Raw genomic sequence first — 20,546 nt, 5'->3', positions numbered from 1 at the left:
GGACTGAGCGTAGGTGACCGCGGGCCCGTGCGGGAGCGTTGTCCCAGGTGAGCGTGTCCGGGGGTGCGCCGAGGGCGTCGGCGCGCACCGGCAGACCCCGGACACCCCGTGCGGGCTGTCCGCCACGTCGCGCCCGTGGTGGTCGGCACGTCGCTCCCGTGGCCGTCCTCCACTTCGCTCCACGGCCGCACCGGCTGTGCCTGCACCGTCGGCGGGCGAGCACGCCTGAGGCGGAGTCGTCGGGGAGGTGCGGCGGCAGCGGTGCCCCGGGAGGTGCCCCAGGGGCGCAGGGGTGCCGATTTCCCTCCACATCGATCCACGCTCCTGACCTGCGTCGATGGATCGACCCACCGCGACATGCAGGTGTGTGGGCCTTGCCGGTGGGGGATTGTGGAGTAATGTGGGGCCACCTGGGGAGCGGTGGGCGCCCGGGAGCACGGATCAGGTCTGAGGGGAGGCGGCGACGTGGCGAACGACTCGTCCGGCTACCCGTCGTACAACCCCTTCCTCGGCACCTACACGCCACGCCTCGACGACAAGGGCCGGCTGATCCTGCCCGCGAAGTTCCGCGGCCAGCTCGCATCGGGGCTCGTCGTGACCCGGGGCCAGGAGCACTGCCTGTACGTCTTCCCGGTCGACGAGTTCCGCCGGATGCACGACCAGATCCGCCAGGCCCCGGTCACCAGCAAGCAGGCGAGGGACTACCTGCGGGTGTTCCTCTCGGGTGCCCACGACGAGGTGCCCGACAAGCAGGGCCGGCTGTCCATCCCCGCCGCCCTGCGCACCTACGCGCGCCTCGACCGCGACGTCGCGGTGATCGGGGCCGGCAGCCGGGTAGAGATCTGGGACGCGCCGTCGTGGGAGACGTACCTCGAGGAACAGGTCGGCCTCTACGCCGATACCGCCGAGGAGGTGATTCCCGGTGCGTTCTGACTGATCGACCTCACGGCTGCCGAGCCTCACGGCCCGGCCCGCGCCGCACGGTGAGGTCTCTCCCCGCCCGCTCTGACGCACTTCCCCGGCGTCAGAGGGCTGCGGTGGGAGACCTGGTCGGGCGGCGGAGGGCCCCCGGCCAGCAACTCAGCACGACGCAGGACAGCACGAGAGCACGAGAGAGCACGAGAGAGCACGACCAGCAGCACCGCACGAGCGGCAGACCGAGACGAGCAGTCGGGAGGTGACATGGCCGACGACGACGACGACCGACCGACGGCGAGCCGGCACACCCCCGTCCTGCTGGAGCGGTGCGTCGACCTGCTCGCTCCCGCGCTCACCGAGCCCGGAGCCGTCCTCGTCGATGCGACGCTGGGGATGGGCGGTCACGCCGAGGCGCTGCTCGCCCGCTTCGACGACCTGCGGGTCATCGGGCTGGACCGTGACCTCGAGGCGATCGCCCTCGCGAGCGAGCGCCTGCACCCGTTCGGTGCACGGTTCACGCCGGTGCATGCGGTCTACGACGAGATCCTCGACGTGGTCCAGGAGCTCGTCGGCCGACCGGTGCAGGGCGTCCTCGCCGACCTCGGGGTGTCCTCGCTGCAGCTGGACGAGCCGGAGCGTGGCTTCTCCTACGCCCAGGACGCCCCGCTCGACATGCGGATGGACCCCTCGCAGGGCCTGACGGCCGCCGACGTGCTGAACACCTACCCCGAGGCCGAGATCGTGCGCATCCTTCGCCAGTTCGGCGAGGAGCGGTTCGCCCCGAGGATCGCCCGGATCATCGTCGCGCAACGGGCCACGGCACCGTTGAGCCGGACCGGCGAGCTCGTGCAGATCGTCCGGGCGGCGATCCCCGCCGTGGCCCGGACGACCGGTGGCAACCCTGCCAAGCGCACCTTCCAGGCCCTGCGGATCGAGGTCAACGGCGAGCTCGGGGTGCTCGAGCGGACGCTGCCGGCCGCGATCGAGACCCTTGCCGTCGGCGGGCGCATCGTCGTCATGTCGTACCAGTCGCTCGAGGACCGGCTCGTCAAGCGCGCGCTGGCCCGCGGGGCGACGTCGAGCGCACCCGTCGGTCTGCCGGTCGAGCCGGAGACCCACCGGCCGTTCCTGACGCTGCTCACCCGCGGTGCTGAGCAGGCGGACGAGGCGGAGCTCGCGGCCAACCCCCGGTCCGCCTCGGTCCGGCTGCGTGCCGCCCAGCGGCTGCGACCGACGCCGGACCACCTGCGCCAGCACACGCTCCGGCGGATCGCATGAGCGCCGCGCAGTCGACCGCCGTCCGGCTGCCCCGGTCGGCTGCCGCGCGGGCGACATCACCCGCGGTCGGGCGTCCGGACGTCGGCCGACCCGCCCCGGCGGCCCGGCCGCGGCTCCAGGTCGTGCGGGCGCCGGCCCACGCGCGCACCCGGGTGCCGTTCGTGCTGCTGTGCATGTCGGTCCTGGCAGCGTCGTTGCTCGGCGCGCTCCTGCTCAACACCTCGATGGCGCAGGGCGAGTACGAGCGCTTCGCGCTGCAGACCCGCCTGGCGCAGTCGGCCCAGTCCCAGCAGCGGATCAGTGCCCAGCTCGACCTCGCCGGCTCGCCCGCACAGCTCGCAGCGGCGGCGCGGGCGCTCGGGATGGAGCCGAGCGCGGGCGCCGGGTACCTGCGGCTCTCGGACGGCGCGGTGCTCGGCAACCCCGTCCCGGCGGGGGCCGCGGGATGACCGCTCGGCGGGACGACGGCGGACGAGGAGTTGAGCCCGGCTCCGGTCGACGGGCGTCGGCGCGCCCGGCACGAGGTAGCGCGGACGCCGGGTCGGACGCTGTGCCGAGGCGTACCGGTCGGGCGAGCGCGGCCACACCGGGCACGTCGGCCCCCGGATCGAGGACGCCGGCCCAGAGGACGCCGGCCCCGAAGACCCCGGCCCCGAAGGCGCGAGCACCGAGGACGCCGGCCGCGAAGACGCCGGCCCCGAACGCGCCGGCGGCGAAGACCCCGAGCGCCCGGATCTCGATGCCCAGGACGGTGGCGTCGAGGACCCCGGCCGTGCGTCGGACCCACGCCGACCCTGCCCGGACGACAGCTGCCCGCACGACAGCGGCCCGCTCGACCGCTGCCCGCACGATCGCTGCCCGGCGACCACGCACCTCCACCCTCGCGGCACGCAGCGTCGCGACCGTCGGCTCGGCGGTCCGCACGGGTGTACCGCGTCGGCGCCAGGCGGTCATGCTGGCGTTCGTGCTGGCGCTCCTCGCGGTGTACTCCGGGCGGCTGATCCAGGTCCAGGGCCTCGAGGGGCCGGCCCTGGCGACCGAGGCGCTCGACCTACGGCTCAACACGATCTCGATCCCGGGCGATCGCGGCGACATCCTCGACACCAACGGCGTCGTCCTGGCGACGTCGGTCGAGCGGTACAACATCGTGGCCAACCAGGAGCAGGTCGCGCAGTGGAAGGCAGGTCCCGACTCGGTCTCCGAGGCGGCGGCACTGCTGTCCCCGCTGATCGGGATCCCGGCCCCGGAGCTGGGCGCGAAGATGCTCGGCGTACGGCAGTTCGTCTACCTGGCCAAGGGCGTCGCGCCCGACGTCTACCGCGAGGTCATGGACCTGGGCATCAGCGGGATCAGCGGCGAGCGCACCACCGAGCGGGTCTACCCGGCCGGCAGCACGGCGGGCAACCTCATCGGCTTCGTCGGCGCCGAGGGGTACGGCCAGGCGGGCTTCGAGCAGACCTTCGACGAGGCGCTCGCCGGGGAGGCCGGTTCCGAGACGTACGAGCAGGGCGCCCGCGGCCAGCGCATCCCGAGCGGGGAGGACGACCTCGTGCCGGCCGTGCCGGGCCAGGACCTCACGCTGACGATCGATCGCGACCTCAACTACATGTCGCAGCAGGCCCTCGACGAGCAGATGGCTGCCACCGGGGCGGAGTGGGGCGTCGTGGAGATCATCGACGTCCGGACGGGCGAGATCCTCGCCCTGGCCGACTCGGGGTCGGTCGACCCCAACGACCCCGGGAGCCCGACCGCGAGCCGGGCAGCGGCATCGGTCTACGAGCCGGGCTCCACCGCCAAGGTGATCGCGATGGCCGCGATCCTCGAGACGGGCCTCGCCACGCCGACGTCCCAGTACCTGGTCCCGTACACCTTCGCGGTGCCGAACGGGCAGTCGTTCAAGGACTCGCACGAGCACCCCGAGCTCAAGCTGACCCTCAACGGGATCCTGGCCGAGTCGTCCAACACCGGCACGGTCATGGTCGGCTCGCAGCTGCCGACGCAGGTGCGGCACGACTACCTGACGAAGTTCGGCTTCGGCACGACCACCGGCGTCGGCCTCCCGGGGGAGTCGGCCGGCCTGCTGCACACCGCCGAGGACTGGGACGGGCGGACCGAGTACGCCGTCCTGTTCGGGCAGGGCGTCGGTGTCACGACCCTCCAGGCGACCCAGGTGTACGCGACGCTCGCGAACGGCGGCGTGCGGATCCAGCCGCACCTGGTCAGCGGCGTGACCGGCCCGGACGGCATCTTCCACGCGACCGAGCTCGCCGAGCCGCAGCAGGTCGTCAGCGAGCAGACCGCGGACACGCTCGTGCAGATGCTCGAGAGCGCTGTCGTTGAGGGGACGGGCGGGAACGCCGCGGTGCCCGGCTACCGGATCGCCGGCAAGACCGGTACCTCGCAGGCGTTCGAGGGTGGTGGCGTGATCAAGAACGTCGCCTCGTTCATCGGCATCGCCCCGGCCGACGACCCGCGCATCGTCGTCAACGTCACGCTCTACGACCCCAAGACCTCGATCTACGGTGGTGCCGTCGCGGCGCCGGTGTTCAGCGAGGTCGCCGGGTACGCGCTGCAGTACCTGGGCATCCCGCCGAGCGGGACCCAGCCGGACCTGATCCCCACGACCTACGAGTGAGCGCGCGGCACGGTGCTGGCCTGACGGTAGATTCGAGCCCGTGACGTCCCCGCAGGGCCGGATGCGCCCACAGCATCATGCCTCCCGTCACCTCGGCGACCTCGCACACACCTTCGGCCTGACCGTCCACCCGGGTGGCGCAGGTCCTTCTGCCGACGACGTGCTGCTGACCGGTGTCGCTGTCGGCTCGGCCGACGTCCAGCCCGGTGACCTCTTCGTCGCACTGCCGGGTCTGCGGGCCCACGGCGCCGACTTCGTCGAGCAGGCCCTGGCCGCAGGCGCTGTCGCGGTGCTGACCGACGGCGACGGCCTGCGGCGGATCACGTCGGGCGGCGTCGACGTCCCGGTGCTGGTCACCGGGGAGACCGGCCCGCGCACCCTGCTCGGCGAGGTCTCGGCATGGTTCTACCGGTATCCCGCCCGCGAGGTGACGGTCGTCGGGATCACCGGCACGAACGGCAAGACGACCACGTGCTACTTCGTCGATGCGGCGCTGCGCACCGCGCACCGGCTGACCTCGGTGATCGGCACCGTCGAGCTGCGGATCGGCGCCGAGGCGATCGAGAGCCCGCGTACGACCGTCGAGGCCCCCGTGCTGCACGGTCTGTTCGCCCTGATGAACGAGCGGGGTGCGACGGCGTGCGCGATGGAGGTCTCCTCGCACGCCCTCGCGCTCGAGCGGGTCGGTGGTCTCCAGTTCGACGTGGTCGGCTTCACGAACCTCCAGCGGGACCACCTGGACTTCCACGGCGACATGGAGGGCTACTTCCGCGACAAGGCGCGGCTGTTCGCGCCCGAGAGCGCCCGCCGGGGCGTCGTGTGCGTCGATGACGCCTGGGGCGTCCGGCTCGCCGCCGAGGCGAGGATCCCGGTGGACACCGTGGCCACGCGCGACGGCTCGGTCGGCGCGGCGACGGCCGACTGGCGGGTCTCCGACGCGACGATCGGGCTGGACGGCGTCGGCTCGACGTTCACCCTCTCCGGGCCGGACGGTGAGCAGGTCGCGGCGGCGAGCCCCCTGCCCGGGCTGGTCAACGTCTCCAACGCAGCGCTCGCCGTCGTGCTCGCATACCGCGCCGGCATCGCGCTGGACGCAGCCGCGACGGCGGTCGGGACGGCGCACGCGATCCCGGGCCGGATGGAGCGCGTCGTCGAACGCGGCCGTGGCCTGCCGTTGTGCCTGGTCGACTACGCGCACACCCCGGATGCCCTGGTGCTGGCGCTCGAGGCCGTGCGGCCGATCACCCCCGGGCGCCTGGTGATCGTGTTCGGGTCGGACGGGGACCGCGACCGGGGCAAGCGACCGATGATGGGCGAGATCGCGGCCCGGCTGGCCGACGTCCTGGTCGTCACCGACGAGAACCCTCGCTCCGAGCCACCGCAGGAGATCCGTGCCGCGATCCTCGACGGTGTCCGCGCCGAGCGGCCCGACCTGCACGACGTGCACGAGGCCCCCTCGCGCGCCGAGGCGATCAGGTTCGCCGTCGGCCTCGCCGGAGACCAGGACACGGTGATCGTCACGGGCAAGGGTCACGAGCCCACGCAGGAGATCGCCGGCGTCTTCCACCGGTACAACGACCGCGAGGTCTTCCTCGCCGTCGCCGACCAGCTCATCGACCCGGAGCACGGTGACGCAGGTTCCGCGTCGGGACCGCAGGTCTCCCGGGTCACCGAGCGCGCGGACGGCGTGACAGTGATCGACGAGTCGGGCGAGGCCGGCCCCGACACCGTGCGGATCGCGCTCCGTGACCTCGCGGTACGCAGCGGTGCACGCCGCAGCATCGCGGTGCTCGGTGCGATGGACGTGCGCGGGATGGCCGTGCCGGACGCGATCGCCGCGTTCGACGCCGTCGGGCGCCTCGCCGTCCGCCTGAACATCGCCCGTCTGGTCGTGGTCGGGGACACCGTCCGCGCGATCCACACCGGCGCCCTCCAGGAGGGCTCCTTCGGTGAGGAGACGCGGATCCTGCCGGACGTCGAGGCCGCGGCCGCGTGGCTGGCCGACGAGCTCAGGCCCGGTGACGTCGTCCTGGTCAAGGCCGCACCGGAGGCCGGCCTGTCCGGGCTTGCCGACGACCTCGCCGGCAGCGAGGTGACAGCCGGATGAGGGCTGTCCTGATCTCCGGCGGGCTGTCGATGCTCGTGGCGCTGCTCGCCACCCCGCTGTTCATCCGCTTCCTGGTGCGTAAGCAGTACGGCCAGTTCATCCGCCAGGACGGCCCGACCGCGCACTTCACCAAGCGTGGGACGCCGACGATGGGCGGCGTCGTGATCATCATCGCGACCCTGATCGGCTGGAGCGGCGCGGGGCTGGTGACCGGCAACCGGCCGAGCGCGTCGGCGATGCTCGTCATCTTCCTGATGACCGGGCTCGGCGTGGTCGGGTTCCTCGACGACTTCATCAAGATCTCGCGGCAGCGCAGTCTCGGCCTGTCGGCCCGATGGAAGATCGTCGGTCAGGGGCTGATCGGACTGGCCTTCGCGGTGCTCGCCCTGCAGTTCCCGAACCAGAACTTCCGCACCCCGGCCTCGACCCGGATCTCGTTCATCCGGGACACGAACATCGACCTCGCCTGGGCCGGCACGACGCTCGGCGTCATCCTCTTCGTCATCTGGGCGAACTTCCTGATCACTGCCTGGTCGAACGCGGTCAACCTCACCGACGGCCTCGACGGCCTGGCGACCGGCGTCTCGCTGATCGTCTTCGGCGCGTACGTCCTGGTCGGGGTCTGGCAGTCCAACCAGAGCTGCCAGAACCTCGTGACGGCGGGTGCGCGCTGCTACGACACGCGTGACCCGCTCGACCTCGCGATCGTCGCCGCGGCGATCACCGGAGCGTGCTTCGGCTTCCTGTGGTGGAACGCCTCACCGGCCAAGATCTTCATGGGGGACACCGGGGCCCTCGCCCTCGGTGGCGCCCTGGCCGGCCTGTCGATCCTGTCCCGCACCGAGATCCTCGCGGCGATCATCGGCGGCATGTTCGTGCTCGTCGTGCTCTCCGACGTGATCCAGATCGGCTTCTTCAAGCTGACCGGCAGACGGGTGTTCAAGATGGCCCCGCTGCACCACCACTTCGAGCTCTCGGGCTGGGGCGAGGTCACGATCGTCATCCGGTTCTGGATCATCGCCGGCCTGTTCGTCGCCGGCGGTGTCGGCATCTTCTACACGGAGTGGGTGGCCGGGTAGTGGCCGACCTCGACCTTCGCGGGCAGCGGGTGCTCGTCGCGGGGCTCGCGGTCACGGGACGGGCGGTCGTCGCCGCACTGGCCGCGTGCGCCGCACAGGGCCGTGGCCCGTCGGCCGTCGTGACCCTGGACGCACGGGCTCCGGACGCCGACCTGGCCGATGCCGCCCAGGTGGACCTCGGCGCGGTCGACCTGGTGGTCGCCTCCCCGGGCTGGCCGCCGTCCGCCCCCGTGCTGGCCGAGGCCGCCCGCCGCGGCATCCCGGTCTGGAGCGAGGTCGAGCTCGCCTGGCGCCTGCGGGTCGACCGGTCGGCGGGCGGCGGCCCGGCACCGTGGCTCGTCCTGACCGGGACGAACGGCAAGACGACGACCGTCGGCATGCTCGCGGCGATCCTTGCGGCTGCCGGTGAGCGTGGGCCGGCCGTGGGGAACGTGGGCGCGGCGGTCCTCGAGGCGGCGACCGACCCGACGAACGACGTGCTCGCCGTCGAGCTCTCGAGCTTCCAGCTGCACTTCACGCACACGATGGCGGCCCAGGCGGCGGCGGTCCTGAACATCGCCGTCGACCACGTCGACTGGCACGGCTCGTTCGAGGCGTACGTCGCGGACAAGGCCAGGATCTTCGCGGGGGTCGAGGTCGCTTGCGTGTACCCCGTGGGCGATGAGCGGGTCGAGGGCCTCGTGCGCGACGCCGACGTCGCCGAGGGCGCGCACGCCGTCGGGTTCACGCTCGGCGCGCCGGGACCGGGCCGGTTCGGGGTCGTCGACGGGATCCTGGTCGACCGGGCGTTCCACGCACCTGCGGGCGACCCGTCGCGGGCCGGCTTCGCGGCCGAGCTCGCCACGCTCGAGGATCTCGCACACCTCGCCGGGCCCGATGCTCGCGTGGCCGGGCACGTGGTCGCCGATGCGCTGGCCGCGGCTGCCTTGGCCCGCGCGCACGGCGTGGGTGAAGCGGCGGTGCGGGACGGTCTGCGCAGCTACCGGCCCGGCGCGCACCGGATCGAGCACGTCGCGACGGTCGGTGCCGTGCGGTACGTCGACGACTCCAAGGCGACCAACGGGCACGCTGCGGCGGCCTCGCTCGCCGCGTTCGCCGCGGGCTCCGTGGTGTGGATCGCCGGTGGCCTGGCCAAGGGCGCACGGTTCGACGACCTCGTGCTCGCCCGGGCCGACCGCCTGCGCGCCGTGGTGCTCATCGGGGTGGACCAGACGCCGTGGCGTGAGGCGCTCGGCCGACACGCGCCGTCAATCCCGGTGGTGTCGATCGATCCGACCGACACTGGGACGGTGATGAACCGCGCCGTGTCCCAGGCCCGTCGGCTCGCCCGCCCGGGTGACACGGTGCTGCTCGCGCCGGCGTCCGCGTCGATGGACCAGTTCAGCTCCTACACCCACCGTGGCGAGGCCTTCGTCGACGCGGTCGCCGACCTCGGCACGGGCGACCGGGCCGCCGCGGACGGCTGAGGCACGCACGGTGGCGGTCCAGACGGGTCTGCATGACATCGAGGCCGCCCCACGGGATCGTGGCGCGGTCCTCGGGCAGTGGAACAGCGCGGTCTCGAGCTACTACCTGATCGCCGGGGCATCGGCGATGCTCGTCGCGCTCGGGCTGGTCATGGTGCTCTCGAGCTCGAGCGTCGACTCCCTGACCGCGACCCATGGCGCCTCGCCCTACTCGATCTTCTTCAACCAGGCGCGGTACGCGATCATCGGGCTGCCTTTCGCGTGGGTCGCGAGCCGGTTGCCGCCCGCGGCGTACAAGCGGATCGCCTGGCCTGCGCTCGCCGTCGCCATGGTGCTCCAGCTCCTCGTCTTCGTCCCGGGCCTGGGCGTGGAGGCGAACGGCAACCGGAACTGGATCCTGGTCGGCGGGCAGTCCATCCAGCCTTCCGAGCTCGCCAAGCTGGCCCTGGCCGTCTGGCTCGGCGCCGTCCTGGCTCGCAAGCGCCCCTTGCTGCACCGGTGGCTTCACGTGCTTGTGCCGGGCGTTCTCGTGGCGCTGGCAGCGATCGGCCTCGTCCTGCTCGGCAGCGACCTGGGGACCGCGATCATCCTGATCCTCCTGGTGGCCGGAGCCCTGTTCGTGGCGGGCGTGCCGCTGCGCATGTTCGCCGTCGCCGGCGTCCTTGCCGCGTTCGCCGTCTCGCAGCTCGCGCAGCTGAACGAGAGCCGGGTCGGACGGATCCAGGCGTTCTTCGAGCCGGACTGCGACAAGTTCAACGAGTGCTACCAGACCACCCGGGGCATGTACGGCCTGGCATCCGGCGGCTGGACCGGCCTGGGCCTCGGTGAGAGCCGGGAGAAGTGGTCCTACCTGCCCGAGGCGCACAACGACTTCATCTTCGCGATCCTCGGCGAGGAGCTCGGGCTGCTCGGCACGCTGCTCGTGCTCGCCTTGTTCGGGGTGCTCGCGGTGGCGATGACGCGGGTGATCAGGCGGCACACCGACCCGTTCGTCCAGATCGTGACCGCCGGAATCGCAGCGTGGATCCTGGGTCAGGCGATGATCAACATCGCGGTCGTCATCGGCCTGCTCCCGGTGGTCGGCGTCCCGCTCCCGCTGGTCTCGGCCGGTGGCTCGGCCCTGATCACGACGATGGTGGCCCTCGGCGTCGTGCTGTCGTTCGCCCGGCACGAGCCGGGTGCGGCCGAGGCGCTCGCTGCCCGGCCGGGCGTCGTGCGGCGCTCGCTCGCGGTGATCGGCCGTTCGACCCGGGGCGCCCGTGCTTGAGTCCGTGCTGCTGGCCGGCGGGGGTTCCGCCGGTCACGTCAACCCGCTGCTCGCTGTGGCGGACGAGCTGCGCCGCCGCCGGCCCGACGTCCGGGTCGTCGTCCTGGGCACCGCAGCGGGTCTCGAGGCCGAGCTCGTGCCGGCCCACGGGTACCGGCTGGTGACTGTCCCGCGGGTCCCGCTGCCGCGCCGGCCGACGCTCGACTGGTTCCGGCTGCCGGGGCGACTGCGTGCCGCCGTCCGCGTGGCCGGGCAGGCGATCGACCGGTCGGGCGCGCAGGTCGTCGTCGGCTTCGGCGGCTACGTCGCGACGCCGGCCTACCTGGCGGCCCGGCGCCGCGGCATCCCCGTGGTGATCCACGAGCAGAATGCGCGACCGGGCCTGGCGAACCGCCTCGGAGCGCGCTGGGCCCGGGCCGTCGCGGTCACGTTCCCCGGCACGCCGTTGCCCGGGGCGCAGGTCACCGGACTGCCCCTGCGTCCCCAGGTCGCCGAGCTCGTGGCGGCCCGGCACCGCGACGCCGGCCGGGCGCGGACCGAGGCGGCCGCGCTGCTCGGTCTGGATCCCACGCTGCCGACCGTCCTGGTGACGGGCGGGTCGCTCGGCGCGCTGAGCCTCAACACCGCCGTCGCCGGCGTCGCCGCGGACCTGCTGGCCGCCGGTGCCCAGATCCTGCACCTGACCGGTGCGGGCAAGGCGGACGCCGTGCGGGCAGCGGTCGCGGCCGTCACCCGCGATGCGAGACCCGGTGTCGCGCTGCGCTACCAGGTGCGCGAGTACCTCGCGGAGATGCACCAGGCCCTGGCCGTCGCCGACCTGGTGCTCGCACGATCGGGAGCGGGGATCGTCAGCGAGCTGGCCGCCCTCGGGCTGCCGGCCGTCTACGTCCCGCTGCCGATCGGCAACGGCGAGCAGCGACTCAACGCCGGACCCGTCGTGCAGGCCGGCGGTGGGGTGCTCGTCGCCGACGCCGACCTGACGCCGCAGTGGCTGCGCAGCCACGTGATCCCGCTCCTCGCCGACCCCGACCGGCTCGCCGCGATGGGCGCCGCGGCCCGCACCGTCGGGGTGACCGACGGTGCCGCGCGGGTCGCCGACCTGGTGGAGGGGCTCGCATGAGCGAGCTCGAGCGGATGAGGCAGGCCGGCCGGGTGCACCTGATCGGGATCGGCGGCGCGGGCATGTCGGCCGTCGCGGCCCTGCTCGTGGCCCGTGGCCTGCAGGTCTCCGGCTCGGACTCCCGGGAGGGCGTGGCGCTGCAGGGCCTGCGCGACGCCGGGATCCGGGTGCACGTCGGGCACAGCGCGGAGAACGTCGAGGGCGCCGGGACGGTCGTGGTCTCGAGCGCGATCCGGCCCACGAACCCTGAGCTGGCCCGCGCACGCGAGCTCGACCTACCCGTGCTGCACCGGTCCGTGGCCCTCGCGGCGCTGATGTCGGGTCGCCGCAGCGTCGCGGTGGCCGGCGCACACGGGAAGACCACGACGTCGGCCATGATCGCGGTCACGCTGGCCCACGCCGGGCTCGACCCGTCCTACGCGATCGGTGGCACGGTCCTGACCGGGGCGGTCGCGGTGGTCGGTGGAGCGCACGACGGCCGCGGCGACGTCTTCGTGGCCGAGGCCGACGAGTCGGACGGCTCCTTCCTCGCCTACACGCCCTCGATCGCGGTCGTGACGAACATCGAGCCCGACCACCTGGACCACTACGGCAGCCGGGCGGCGTTCGAGGCCGCCTTCGTCGCCTTCGCAGGACGGATCGAACCGGGCGGGTGGCTCGTCGCCTGCGCGGACGACCCTGGCGCGGCGACCCTCGCCGCGACGGTCAGGTCGGCGGGCACCCACGTGCGGACGTACGGCACCGGACCGGACGCCGACGTCCGGGTGGGGCCGTGGCTCACCTCGTCCGGGGTGACCGGCGGCTCGACGACGGTGCAGGAGCCCGGCGGGCGACCGGTGGACCTCGACCTGACGGTCCCCGGTGCCCACAACGCGCTCGACGCCGCTGCCGCCTGGGTAGTCGCCCGACTGCTCGGTGTCGACGAGCTCACCGCGGCGCAGGGGCTCGGCACGTTCCACGGCACGGGTCGGCGCTTCGAGGAGCGTGGTTCGGCGGGCGGGGTACGGGTCGTCGACGACTACGCCCACCACCCGACCGAGGTCGCCGCCCTGCTGCGCGCCGCGCGCCAGGTGGCCGGCACCGGGCGCGTGCTCGTCCTGTTCCAGCCGCACCTGTACTCGCGGACCGTGACCTTCGCGCAGGAGTTCGCCGATGCGCTCGGCCTGGCCGACGTGGTGGTCGTCACCGGCGTCTACGGCGCCCGCGAGGACCCGGACCCCGCGGTGACCGGTGCGCTGATCGCCGACCGGGTGACCGGATCCGCGCAGGTGCAGTACGTCGCCGACCGCCATGCGGCAGCCGTGGCTGTCGGCCGCCTGGCCCGTCCCGGTGATCTCGTCCTGACCGTCGGTGCCGGGGACGTGACCGCGCTCGCTCCGATCGTCCTGCGCGCGGTCCCGCGATGAGGCAGCCGGCTCGCCCCCGACGCGTCGCGCCCGTCACCGTCGCCCACGCACCCACCCGCCCGGCCCCAGCACAGCCGGCCCCAGCACAGCCGGCACCGACCCGCGCTGCACCTGGTCGTCCGCCGACACCACGGCGGGCGCCCGACCGACCATCGCCTGGCCAGGACGTGGCCGGCGGCCAGGGCTCCGCACCCGGCCAGAGCGCCTCGACCGAGCTGATCACCGGGCCACGGGCCTGGCAGCCGGTGCGCCCACCGGTGGTCTCGAGCGGGTCGGCCGCGAGGTTCGCCGAGCGTGCCGCCATGCGCCGTCGCCTGACCCGGCAGCGTATCTGGCTCGCGGCCGGTGCGGTCGGGTTCGCGGCGCTCCTCGGCTGGCTGCTGCTCGTCTCGCCGGTGCTCGCCCTGGACCTGGCGCAGGTCCGCATCCAAGGACAGGGGACGGTCGTCGACGCCGCGGCGGTGGCGGCGGTCGTCGATCCGCACGCCGGGACCCCCCTGCCGCGTCTCGACACGGTGGCGCTGCGGCGTGCTGTGCTCGACGTCCCGGGCGTCCGGGCCGCCGAGGTCACCCGGGAGTGGCCGCACGGCCTGCTGGTCACGGTCGTCTCGCGCGAGCCGGTCGCCGCCGTGCCGCAGGACGACGGCGGCTTCGCGCTGCTCGACGTCGAGGGGATCCAGGTCGGGCGCTCCGATGTGCCGCCGGACGGGCTCCCGGTCATCTCGGTCCCCCTCGACGACCCCGACGCCCGCGCGATGACAGCGGTGCTCGCGGTGCTCCAGCAGCTCCCGGACGATCTCGCCGCCCAGGTGGCGACGGCGTCCGCCGACAGCCAGGACACGGTCAGCTTCGGTCTCCGCGACGGTGCGACGGTGGAGTGGGGGAGTGCGGACCAGACAGCCCTCAAGGTCACCGTGCTGGCGACTCTGCGCGCCGCACCGGCCAGCCAGACGGCCTCGGTCTTCGACGTGTCGGCGCCGACGTGGCCGATCACGCGCTCCTGAGCCGGACGTCACCCGCTGTCGGCCGGGCAATCGCGCGACACGCGCCTTCGGTCGTTGCCGGTTGCCGTTGCGCGACCTAGCGTCGCTCCTGACAGCATCTGACATAACTCTAACCTTCCGGTTGAACGTGAAGGTTGGGGGCCGTAGCAGGACGAGAGGCACCGACGTGGCAGCTCCGCAGAACTACCTGGCGGTCATCAAGGTGGTCGGGATCGGCGGCGGTGGCGTCAACGCCGTCAACCGGATGATCGAGGTCGGCCTCAAGGGTGTCGAGTTCATCGCGATCAACACCGACGCCCAGGCGCTGCTGATGTCCGACGCGGACGTGAAGCTGGACGTCGGCCGCGAGCTCACCCGCGGCCTGGGCGCGGGTGCGGACCCCGAGGTCGGCAAGAAGGCGGCTGAGGACCACGCCGAGGAGATCGAGGACGTGCTGCGCGGCGCGGACATGGTCTTCGTCACCGCAGGTGAGGGTGGCGGTACGGGCACCGGCGGGGCGCCTGTCGTCGCGCGCATCGCCCGCGGGCTCGGTGCCCTGACGATCGGTGTCGTCACGCGCCCGTTCACCTTCGAGGGCCGGCGTCGCTCGGTGCAGGCGGAGACCGGCATCGACGGCTTGCGCTCCGAGGTCGACACGCTCATCGTCATCCCCAACGACCGCCTGCTGTCGATCTCGGACCGATCGGTCTCGGTCCTCGACGCCTTCCACTCCGCCGACCAGGTGCTGCTCTCCGGTGTCCAGGGCATCACCGATCTGATCACGACCCCCGGCCTGATCAACCTCGACTTCGCGGACGTCAAGAGCATCATGCAGGGCGCAGGCAGCGCCCTGATGGGCATCGGGTCGGCTCGCGGCGACGACCGCGCCGTCCAGGCTGCCGAGCTCGCGATCTCCTCGCCGCTGCTCGAGGCGAGCATCGACGGTGCGCACGGCGTCCTGCTCTCGATCCAGGGCGGCTCGGACCTCGGCCTCTTCGAGATCAACGAGGCAGCACGGCTGGTCCAGGAGGCGGCCCACCCGGAGGCCAACATCATCTTCGGTGCGGTCATCGACGACGCGCTCGGCGACGAGGTCCGCGTCACTGTCATCGCGGCCGGCTTCGACAGCGGGTCCCCGACGATCCGTCGCGACAGCAGGGCGCTCGGCCAGGTCAGCGGTTCCCCCCGCACACCCGCTGCCGAGCAGCACCCGGTGCGCCCGACGTCGAGCGACCTGCCGCCGAGCATCCCCACCCCGCAGAGCGGGTCGGAGGGCTGGCGTACGACCCCGGCACACGCCGGTGCCGCGCGTCCGGTGCCGTCCGGCGACGGCGCGGCCCACGAGGAGATCTCGGTGCCGTCGTTCCTGACGGACGACCACACGCCCGGCACCGGCGCGGTCGAGGTCCCTCGGGTCTTCGAGGACCGCGCGTCGCGCCGCAGCAACGACGATCTCGACCTGCCCGACTTCCTCAAGAACCCGCAGTGACGTCTGCGGCACCCGCCCTGCTCGAGGTCGATCTCGGGCAGGGCGTCCGTGCCGCCTTCACGACTGCGACGCCCGATCCCGCTCAGCCCGATCCCGCTCAGCCCGACGGGGCGGCACAGAACCTCAGTCTCGTCCTCGGCGACGACGAGCACCGGGTCCTGGCGCGTCGGGCGAGGCTCGAGGCATGGGTCGGTGCACCGATCGCCTATCCGCATCAGGTCCATGGCGCGCAGGTGCACGTGTGTCGCAGCCCGCCGACGTCCCAGGAGCCCGTCGCCGTGGCCGACGCGCTGGTCACGACCCTCGACACGCTCGCGCTCGCGGTGCTGGTCGCGGACTGCGTGCCGGTCCTGCTGGCGGACGAGCGCGCCGGCGTGGTGGCGGCCGTGCACGCCGGACGGCGTGGGGTGGTCGCCGGTGCGGTCCCGGCAGCCGTGGCCGTCATGGTCGCCCACGGCGCCCGGGTCGGCCACATCCGGGCGGCCGTCGGGCCGGCGGTGTGCGGCCGGTGCTACGAGGTGCCGGCCGATCTCCGGCGCGAGGTCGACGCGGCCGTCCCGGGCAGCGCCTCGACGACGTCCTGGGGCACGCCTGCCCTCGACCTGCCGGTCGCCGTGACCCGTCAGCTGATGTCCTGCGGCATCGGGCAGATCGTTGCCGTCGGAGGCTGCACGCTGACCGACGAGCGCTGGTTCTCGCACCGCGGGTCGAGCGTCGACGGCTCACGCCGGCCGCACGGGCGCTTCGCCGGTGTCGTCAGGCTCCTGCCGCGATCCTGAGCAGCCGCGCCGCGTGTGGCGTGTCGCCGCAGCGGCGCAGGTGCGAGGGGTTAGCGTCAGTGACGACCGGATCGCAGCCCTGGGGCGGCGGTCCACAACGGACCGTTCTGGGATGGAGGCCGCGATGGCCGGAGCGCTGCGCAAGACGATGCTGTACCTGGGTCTGGCCGAGGACGACCGGCCGGCCGAGGGCGACGAGTACGTCGACGAGTACGACCAGGAGTACACCGTGCCGCACGAGTATGAGGCCGACGTGACGCCGATCAACCGAGCGTCCTCCCGCGGGCAGGTCGCCGCAGGTCAGGGACATGCCCAGGCGCCCGAGCTGCGCCGCATCACCACCATCCACCCGCGCTCGTACAACGACGCGCGCGTCATCGGCGAGGCCTTCCGGTCAGGCACGCCGGTCATCATGAACCTGTCCGAGATGACCGACGCGGACGCCAAGCGCCTCGTCGACTTCTCGGCCGGACTGATCTTCGGACTGCACGGTGCCATCGAGCGGGTCACCAGCAAGGTGTTCCTGCTGTCGCCCGAGCACGTCGAGGTCACGAGCGAGGAGCAGGTCGTCGCCGGCGAGCAGCGCGCCGGCTTCTACAACCAGAGCTGACATGTTCGGAGCCGTTGCCGACGTCCTGTACCTGGTCGTGTGGCTCTTCGTCCTGATCATGTTCGTGCGACTGGTCCTCGAGTGGGTCCAGGCCTTCGCCCGCGACTGGCGGCCGCGCGGTGTGTGGATCGTGGTCTTCGAGGTCGTCTACACCGTGACCGACCCGCCGCTCCGTCTGGTCCGGCGCTTCGTCCCGCCGCTGACGATCGGCGCGTTCCGGCTCGACCTGGCCTTCATGATCGTGCTGATCGCGTGCTACATCCTGATGGCGCTGCTGAGCGCCGTCTGACCGACACGCCGTGCCAAAGGCGCCGCACCAACCTGCGCAGCAGGCATTGTCCGCTACCGTGAGGCGTGGCGGTCGGCGGACTGCCCGGTCCGACCAGCGCGATCAACCGAGGTGACATCATGGCTCTGCTCACCGCAGACGACGTCCTGAACAAGAAGTTCCAGGCGACCAAGTTCCGGGAGGGCTACGACCAGGACGAAGTCGACGACTTCCTGGACGAGATCGTCAACACGCTCAGGGCGGTCACGGCAGAGAACGACGACCTCAAGGCGAAGCTTGCCGCCGCTGAGCGCCGGATCGCCGAGCTGAGCCGTTCGGGTGCAGCCAACGCGGCGCCGGTCCAGGCGTCGCCGTTCGCGCAGACGCAGTCCGAGCCGGTGGCGGAGCCCGAGCCGGCTCCCGCGCCTGCACCGGTCGTCGCCGCCGCGCCGGCACCGACGGCTGTCCAGGAGCGCGTCACGGCCGCTGCCGCACCGCAGCGGGTGAGCGAGCCGGAGTCCGCCACCGGGATGCTCCAGCTGGCCCAGAAGCTGCACGACGACTACGTGCGATCGGGCCAGGAGGAGGGCGACCGGATCATCACGGACGCCAAGTCCCAGGCAACGCGCATCGTGCGGGAGGCCGAGGAGACCTCGAACCGGACGCTCGCCCAGCTCGAGCAGGAGCGCAGCCTCCTCGAGCGCAAGATCGACGAGCTCCGGGTCTTCGAGCGGGACTACCGGACCCGCCTGAAGAGCTACCTGGAGAACCTGCTCGGCGACCTGGATGCGCGCGGCAGCTCGGTCGCCCCGCGGCCCGGCAGCACGGGCGACCAGGGCCTCGGCTTCAACGGCTGATCTCGAGCCTCGCACCACCTGCGCGACGCACCACACCGGGGTGACCGGTGTGGTGCGTTGTGTGTCCCCCGTGGGAGGTCTACTCTCGCGTGACCTTCTGCGACAGGAGAACCATGGCCGCCGACGACGCCCTGAGCGCGACGATCGACCCCGGGACCGTCCACGAGATGCCCGACCTGGCCAAGGTCGTGCGTACGTTCCCCGTCCGCGAGGGCGAGAAGCCGTGGACCGTCAAGGAGGTCCGCGCGATCGCCGAGGAGCTCGCGCTGGACATCGCGCGACTCCGGGTCGAGCTCACCGAGGCCGACGCCGAGCTGTCCGCCCTGCTGCGCTACTCGGGTGACGGTGCGGGTGATGATCAGGCCGACTCGGGTTCGAGCGCGCTGGAGCGCGAGCAGGAGCTGACGCTCGTCAACAACACGCGTGATCTGCTCGAGCAGAACGTGCACGCCCTGCGCCGCGTCGGGGCAGCGGGCTTCGGCACCTGTGAGACCTGTGGCGAGCCGATCGGCAAGGCTCGCCTCCAGGCGTTCCCCCGGGCGACCCTCTGCGTGAGCTGCAAGGCCCGCCAGGAGCGTCGCTGAACCGTGCGCAGCACCCGTCGCCCGCTCGTCCTGATCCTGCTCGCCCTGGCTGTCCTGGTCCTGGTGGCTGACCAGCTGACCAAGGTCTGGGCGGTCCAGTCCCTCGTCGAGGGTGAGCGGACGCCGCTGATCGGTGATCTCCTCGGTCTGAGCCTGCTGTACAACCCTGGCGCCGCACTGAGCATCGCCACCGGGATGACCTGGCTCCTGACGATCGTGGCAGCGGCGGTCTCGGTGGTGATCCTTCGGGTGGCCAAGCGGCTCGGGTCGCGTGGCTGGACCGTCGCGCTCGGGCTGCTGCTCGGCGGCGCGCTGGGCAACCTCGTCGATCGGCTGCTGCGGGAGCCGGGCTTCGCCCGCGGCCACGTGGTGGACTTCATCGCCTACGGCGACATCTTCGTCGGCAACGTCGCGGACATCGCCATCGTCCTGGCGGCCCTGCTCATCGTCGCGCTGAGCATGCGGGGCATCGGCGTCGACGGCAGCCGGCCGGTCCCGGTCCCTGCGGACGGCGTCGAGCCCGCCGGTGCGGACCTGTCGGATGCCGCGCCCGGCGACCCGTCGGATGCCGGGCTCGACGAGCGGCCGGAGTCCGTTGCCGACGGCCTGGCCGAAGCCACGGCCGACGCGCCGTCGGAGTCCCGCCCCGAGGTACGTACGGTCGATGCGCGGGCGGAGGAGCTGTGAGCTCCCTGCGGTCCCTCCCGGTCCCGGACGGCCTGGCCGGAGAGCGGGTCGACGCCGGCCTCTCGCGGCTGCTCGGAGTCTCGCGGACCCGGGCCGCCGACCTGGCCGCCGCCGGTCTCGTCGTGCTCGACGGGCAGCCGGTCGGCAAGTCCGACCGCCTCGTCGCCGGCGCGTGGCTCGAGGTGGACGTGGACGCGCTCGACGACGCAGCGACCGCCGCGTCCGTGCTCGGCAACTCCGAGCCCGTGCCCGGGATGCGCGTGGTCTACGAGGACGACGACCTGCTCGTCGTCGACAAGCCCGTCGGGGTCGCGGCGCACGCGTCCCCCGGCTGGACCGGGCCGACGGTCGTCGGCGCGCTCGCTGCTGCGGGGTACCGGTTGGCGAGCTCCGGGCCGGCCGAGCGCCAGGGTGTCGTCCACCGGCTCGACGTCGGGACGTCCGGCCTCATGGTCGTGGCCAAGAGCGAGCACGCGTACTCCGCCCTCAAGCGCGCCTTCAAGCAGCGCACGGTCGAGAAGATCTACCACGCCGTGGTCCAGGGCCACCCGGAGCCGACCACCGGCACGATCGACGCGCCGATCGGCCGGCACCCCAGCTCGGACTACAAGTTCGCCGTCACCGCAGCGGGCAAGCCGTCGGTCACGCACTACGAGGTCCTGGAGATGGTGCCGGCGGCCTCGTTGGTCGAGGTCCACCTCGAGACCGGTCGGACACACCAGATCCGGGTGCACATGGCGGCCCTGCGGCACCCGTGCGTCGGTGACGTGACCTATGGCGCCGACCCCGCGCTGGCGGCGCGGCTCGGTCTGACCCGGCAGTGGCTGCACGCCATGCGGCTCGCCTTCGAGCACCCGTCGACCGGACGCCGGCTCGAGGTCACCAGCGAGTACCCGGAGGACCTGGCCACGGCCCTCGCCATCCTGCGCGACACCTACACGTAGCCGCGCCGGACCTGACCTGGCCGGCGCCGGTGGTCAGGGATGTGGGTGGGGCCACCTAGAATCTGGGTC

The 20,546-nt window shown here is 72.8% G+C and carries 19 protein-coding genes; all 19 read left to right on the top strand.

The genetic code is table 11. From position 1 onward, the window contains the following. The first annotated feature begins 465 nt into the window (after positions 1 to 465). The 19 genes from mraZ (at position 466) to K415_RS0119480 (ending at position 20,477) form a co-directional block, all read left to right on the top strand. Positions 466 to 933 carry a division/cell wall cluster transcriptional repressor MraZ gene (mraZ, locus tag K415_RS0119570; protein WP_024288718.1) on the top strand — a complete coding sequence of 156 codons (468 nt, stop codon included), beginning with the start codon at positions 466 to 468 and terminating at the stop codon, positions 931 to 933. A 249-nt stretch (positions 934 to 1,182) separates the two neighbouring features. After that, positions 1,183 to 2,196, top strand: a complete 1,014-nt coding sequence (gene rsmH / locus K415_RS0119565; RefSeq protein WP_024288717.1) for a 16S rRNA (cytosine(1402)-N(4))-methyltransferase RsmH — start codon at positions 1,183 to 1,185, stop codon at positions 2,194 to 2,196. Further along, positions 2,193 to 2,645 (top strand): hypothetical protein, encoded by a 453-nt coding sequence (locus K415_RS0119560; RefSeq protein WP_024288716.1) that lies wholly within the window; start codon positions 2,193 to 2,195, stop codon positions 2,643 to 2,645. Before rsmH ends, K415_RS0119560 begins: the two co-directional genes overlap by 4 nt. Before the next feature lie 323 nt (positions 2,646 to 2,968). Beyond that, entirely contained in the window at positions 2,969 to 4,831 is a 1,863-nt protein-coding gene (locus K415_RS0119555) for a penicillin-binding protein 2 (RefSeq protein WP_024288715.1), read from the top strand. Between the two features lie 40 nt (positions 4,832 to 4,871). Then, positions 4,872 to 6,938, top strand: a complete 2,067-nt coding sequence (locus K415_RS0119550) for a UDP-N-acetylmuramoyl-L-alanyl-D-glutamate--2,6-diaminopimelate ligase (protein ID WP_024288714.1) — start codon at positions 4,872 to 4,874, stop codon at positions 6,936 to 6,938. Further along, positions 6,935 to 8,017 (top strand): phospho-N-acetylmuramoyl-pentapeptide-transferase, encoded by a 1,083-nt coding sequence (gene mraY / locus K415_RS0119545; protein WP_024288713.1) that lies wholly within the window; start codon positions 6,935 to 6,937, stop codon positions 8,015 to 8,017. The genes K415_RS0119550 and mraY overlap by 4 nt, the downstream gene beginning before the upstream one ends. Continuing rightward, on the top strand, positions 8,017 to 9,483 hold the full coding sequence (murD, locus tag K415_RS0119540) for a UDP-N-acetylmuramoyl-L-alanine--D-glutamate ligase (RefSeq protein WP_024288712.1): 1,467 nt from the start codon (positions 8,017 to 8,019) through the stop codon (positions 9,481 to 9,483). The genes mraY and murD overlap by 1 nt, the downstream gene beginning before the upstream one ends. A gap of 10 nt (positions 9,484 to 9,493) precedes the next feature. Next, positions 9,494 to 10,750, top strand: coding sequence for a putative lipid II flippase FtsW (gene ftsW / locus K415_RS0119535; RefSeq protein WP_231494941.1), 1,257 nt, complete (start codon positions 9,494 to 9,496; stop codon positions 10,748 to 10,750). After that, positions 10,743 to 11,870 carry an undecaprenyldiphospho-muramoylpentapeptide beta-N-acetylglucosaminyltransferase gene (murG, locus tag K415_RS0119530; RefSeq protein ID WP_024288710.1) on the top strand — a complete coding sequence of 376 codons (1,128 nt, stop codon included), beginning with the start codon at positions 10,743 to 10,745 and terminating at the stop codon, positions 11,868 to 11,870. Before ftsW ends, murG begins: the two co-directional genes overlap by 8 nt. Further along, positions 11,867 to 13,276: a UDP-N-acetylmuramate--L-alanine ligase gene (gene murC / locus K415_RS0119525; RefSeq protein ID WP_024288709.1), complete on the top strand. Its 1,410-nt coding sequence runs from the start codon at positions 11,867 to 11,869 to the stop codon at positions 13,274 to 13,276. The genes murG and murC overlap by 4 nt, the downstream gene beginning before the upstream one ends. Before the next feature lie 167 nt (positions 13,277 to 13,443). After that, on the top strand, positions 13,444 to 14,280 hold the full coding sequence (locus K415_RS0119520; RefSeq protein WP_024288708.1) for a cell division protein FtsQ/DivIB: 837 nt from the start codon (positions 13,444 to 13,446) through the stop codon (positions 14,278 to 14,280). 166 nt (positions 14,281 to 14,446) lie between these two features. Continuing rightward, on the top strand, positions 14,447 to 15,748 hold the full coding sequence (gene ftsZ, locus K415_RS0119515; protein WP_024288707.1) for a cell division protein FtsZ: 1,302 nt from the start codon (positions 14,447 to 14,449) through the stop codon (positions 15,746 to 15,748). Further along, positions 15,745 to 16,527 carry a polyphenol oxidase family protein gene (locus tag K415_RS0119510; RefSeq protein ID WP_024288706.1) on the top strand — a complete coding sequence of 261 codons (783 nt, stop codon included), beginning with the start codon at positions 15,745 to 15,747 and terminating at the stop codon, positions 16,525 to 16,527. Before ftsZ ends, K415_RS0119510 begins: the two co-directional genes overlap by 4 nt. Positions 16,528 to 16,651: 124 nt before the next feature. Next, the gene (locus tag K415_RS0119505; protein WP_024288705.1) at positions 16,652 to 17,137 is read left to right on the top strand and encodes a cell division protein SepF; all 486 of its coding nucleotides are present in this window, start codon (positions 16,652 to 16,654) and stop codon (positions 17,135 to 17,137) included. Position 17,138: 1 nt separating this feature from the next. After that, the gene (locus tag K415_RS0119500) at positions 17,139 to 17,426 is read left to right on the top strand and encodes a YggT family protein (RefSeq protein ID WP_024288704.1); all 288 of its coding nucleotides are present in this window, start codon (positions 17,139 to 17,141) and stop codon (positions 17,424 to 17,426) included. Between the two features lie 119 nt (positions 17,427 to 17,545). Continuing rightward, positions 17,546 to 18,262: a DivIVA domain-containing protein gene (locus tag K415_RS0119495; protein ID WP_024288703.1), complete on the top strand. Its 717-nt coding sequence runs from the start codon at positions 17,546 to 17,548 to the stop codon at positions 18,260 to 18,262. Positions 18,263 to 18,375: 113 nt separating this feature from the next. Further along, on the top strand, positions 18,376 to 18,846 hold the full coding sequence (locus K415_RS22240) for a TraR/DksA family transcriptional regulator (RefSeq protein ID WP_024288702.1): 471 nt from the start codon (positions 18,376 to 18,378) through the stop codon (positions 18,844 to 18,846). Positions 18,847 to 18,849: 3 nt separating this feature from the next. Further along, on the top strand, positions 18,850 to 19,533 hold the full coding sequence (gene lspA, locus K415_RS22235) for a signal peptidase II (RefSeq protein WP_024288701.1): 684 nt from the start codon (positions 18,850 to 18,852) through the stop codon (positions 19,531 to 19,533). Then, positions 19,530 to 20,477, top strand: coding sequence for an RluA family pseudouridine synthase (locus K415_RS0119480; protein WP_024288700.1), 948 nt, complete (start codon positions 19,530 to 19,532; stop codon positions 20,475 to 20,477). The genes lspA and K415_RS0119480 overlap by 4 nt, the downstream gene beginning before the upstream one ends. Positions 20,478 to 20,546 lie beyond the last annotated feature (69 nt).

Source organism: Cellulomonas sp. KRMCY2 (genome assembly GCF_000526515.1).
Classification (GTDB): Bacteria; Actinomycetota; Actinomycetes; order Actinomycetales; family Cellulomonadaceae; genus Actinotalea.
Note: the sequence above shows the minus strand (reverse complement) of the source record. Positions and strands in the feature narration are given on the sequence as shown.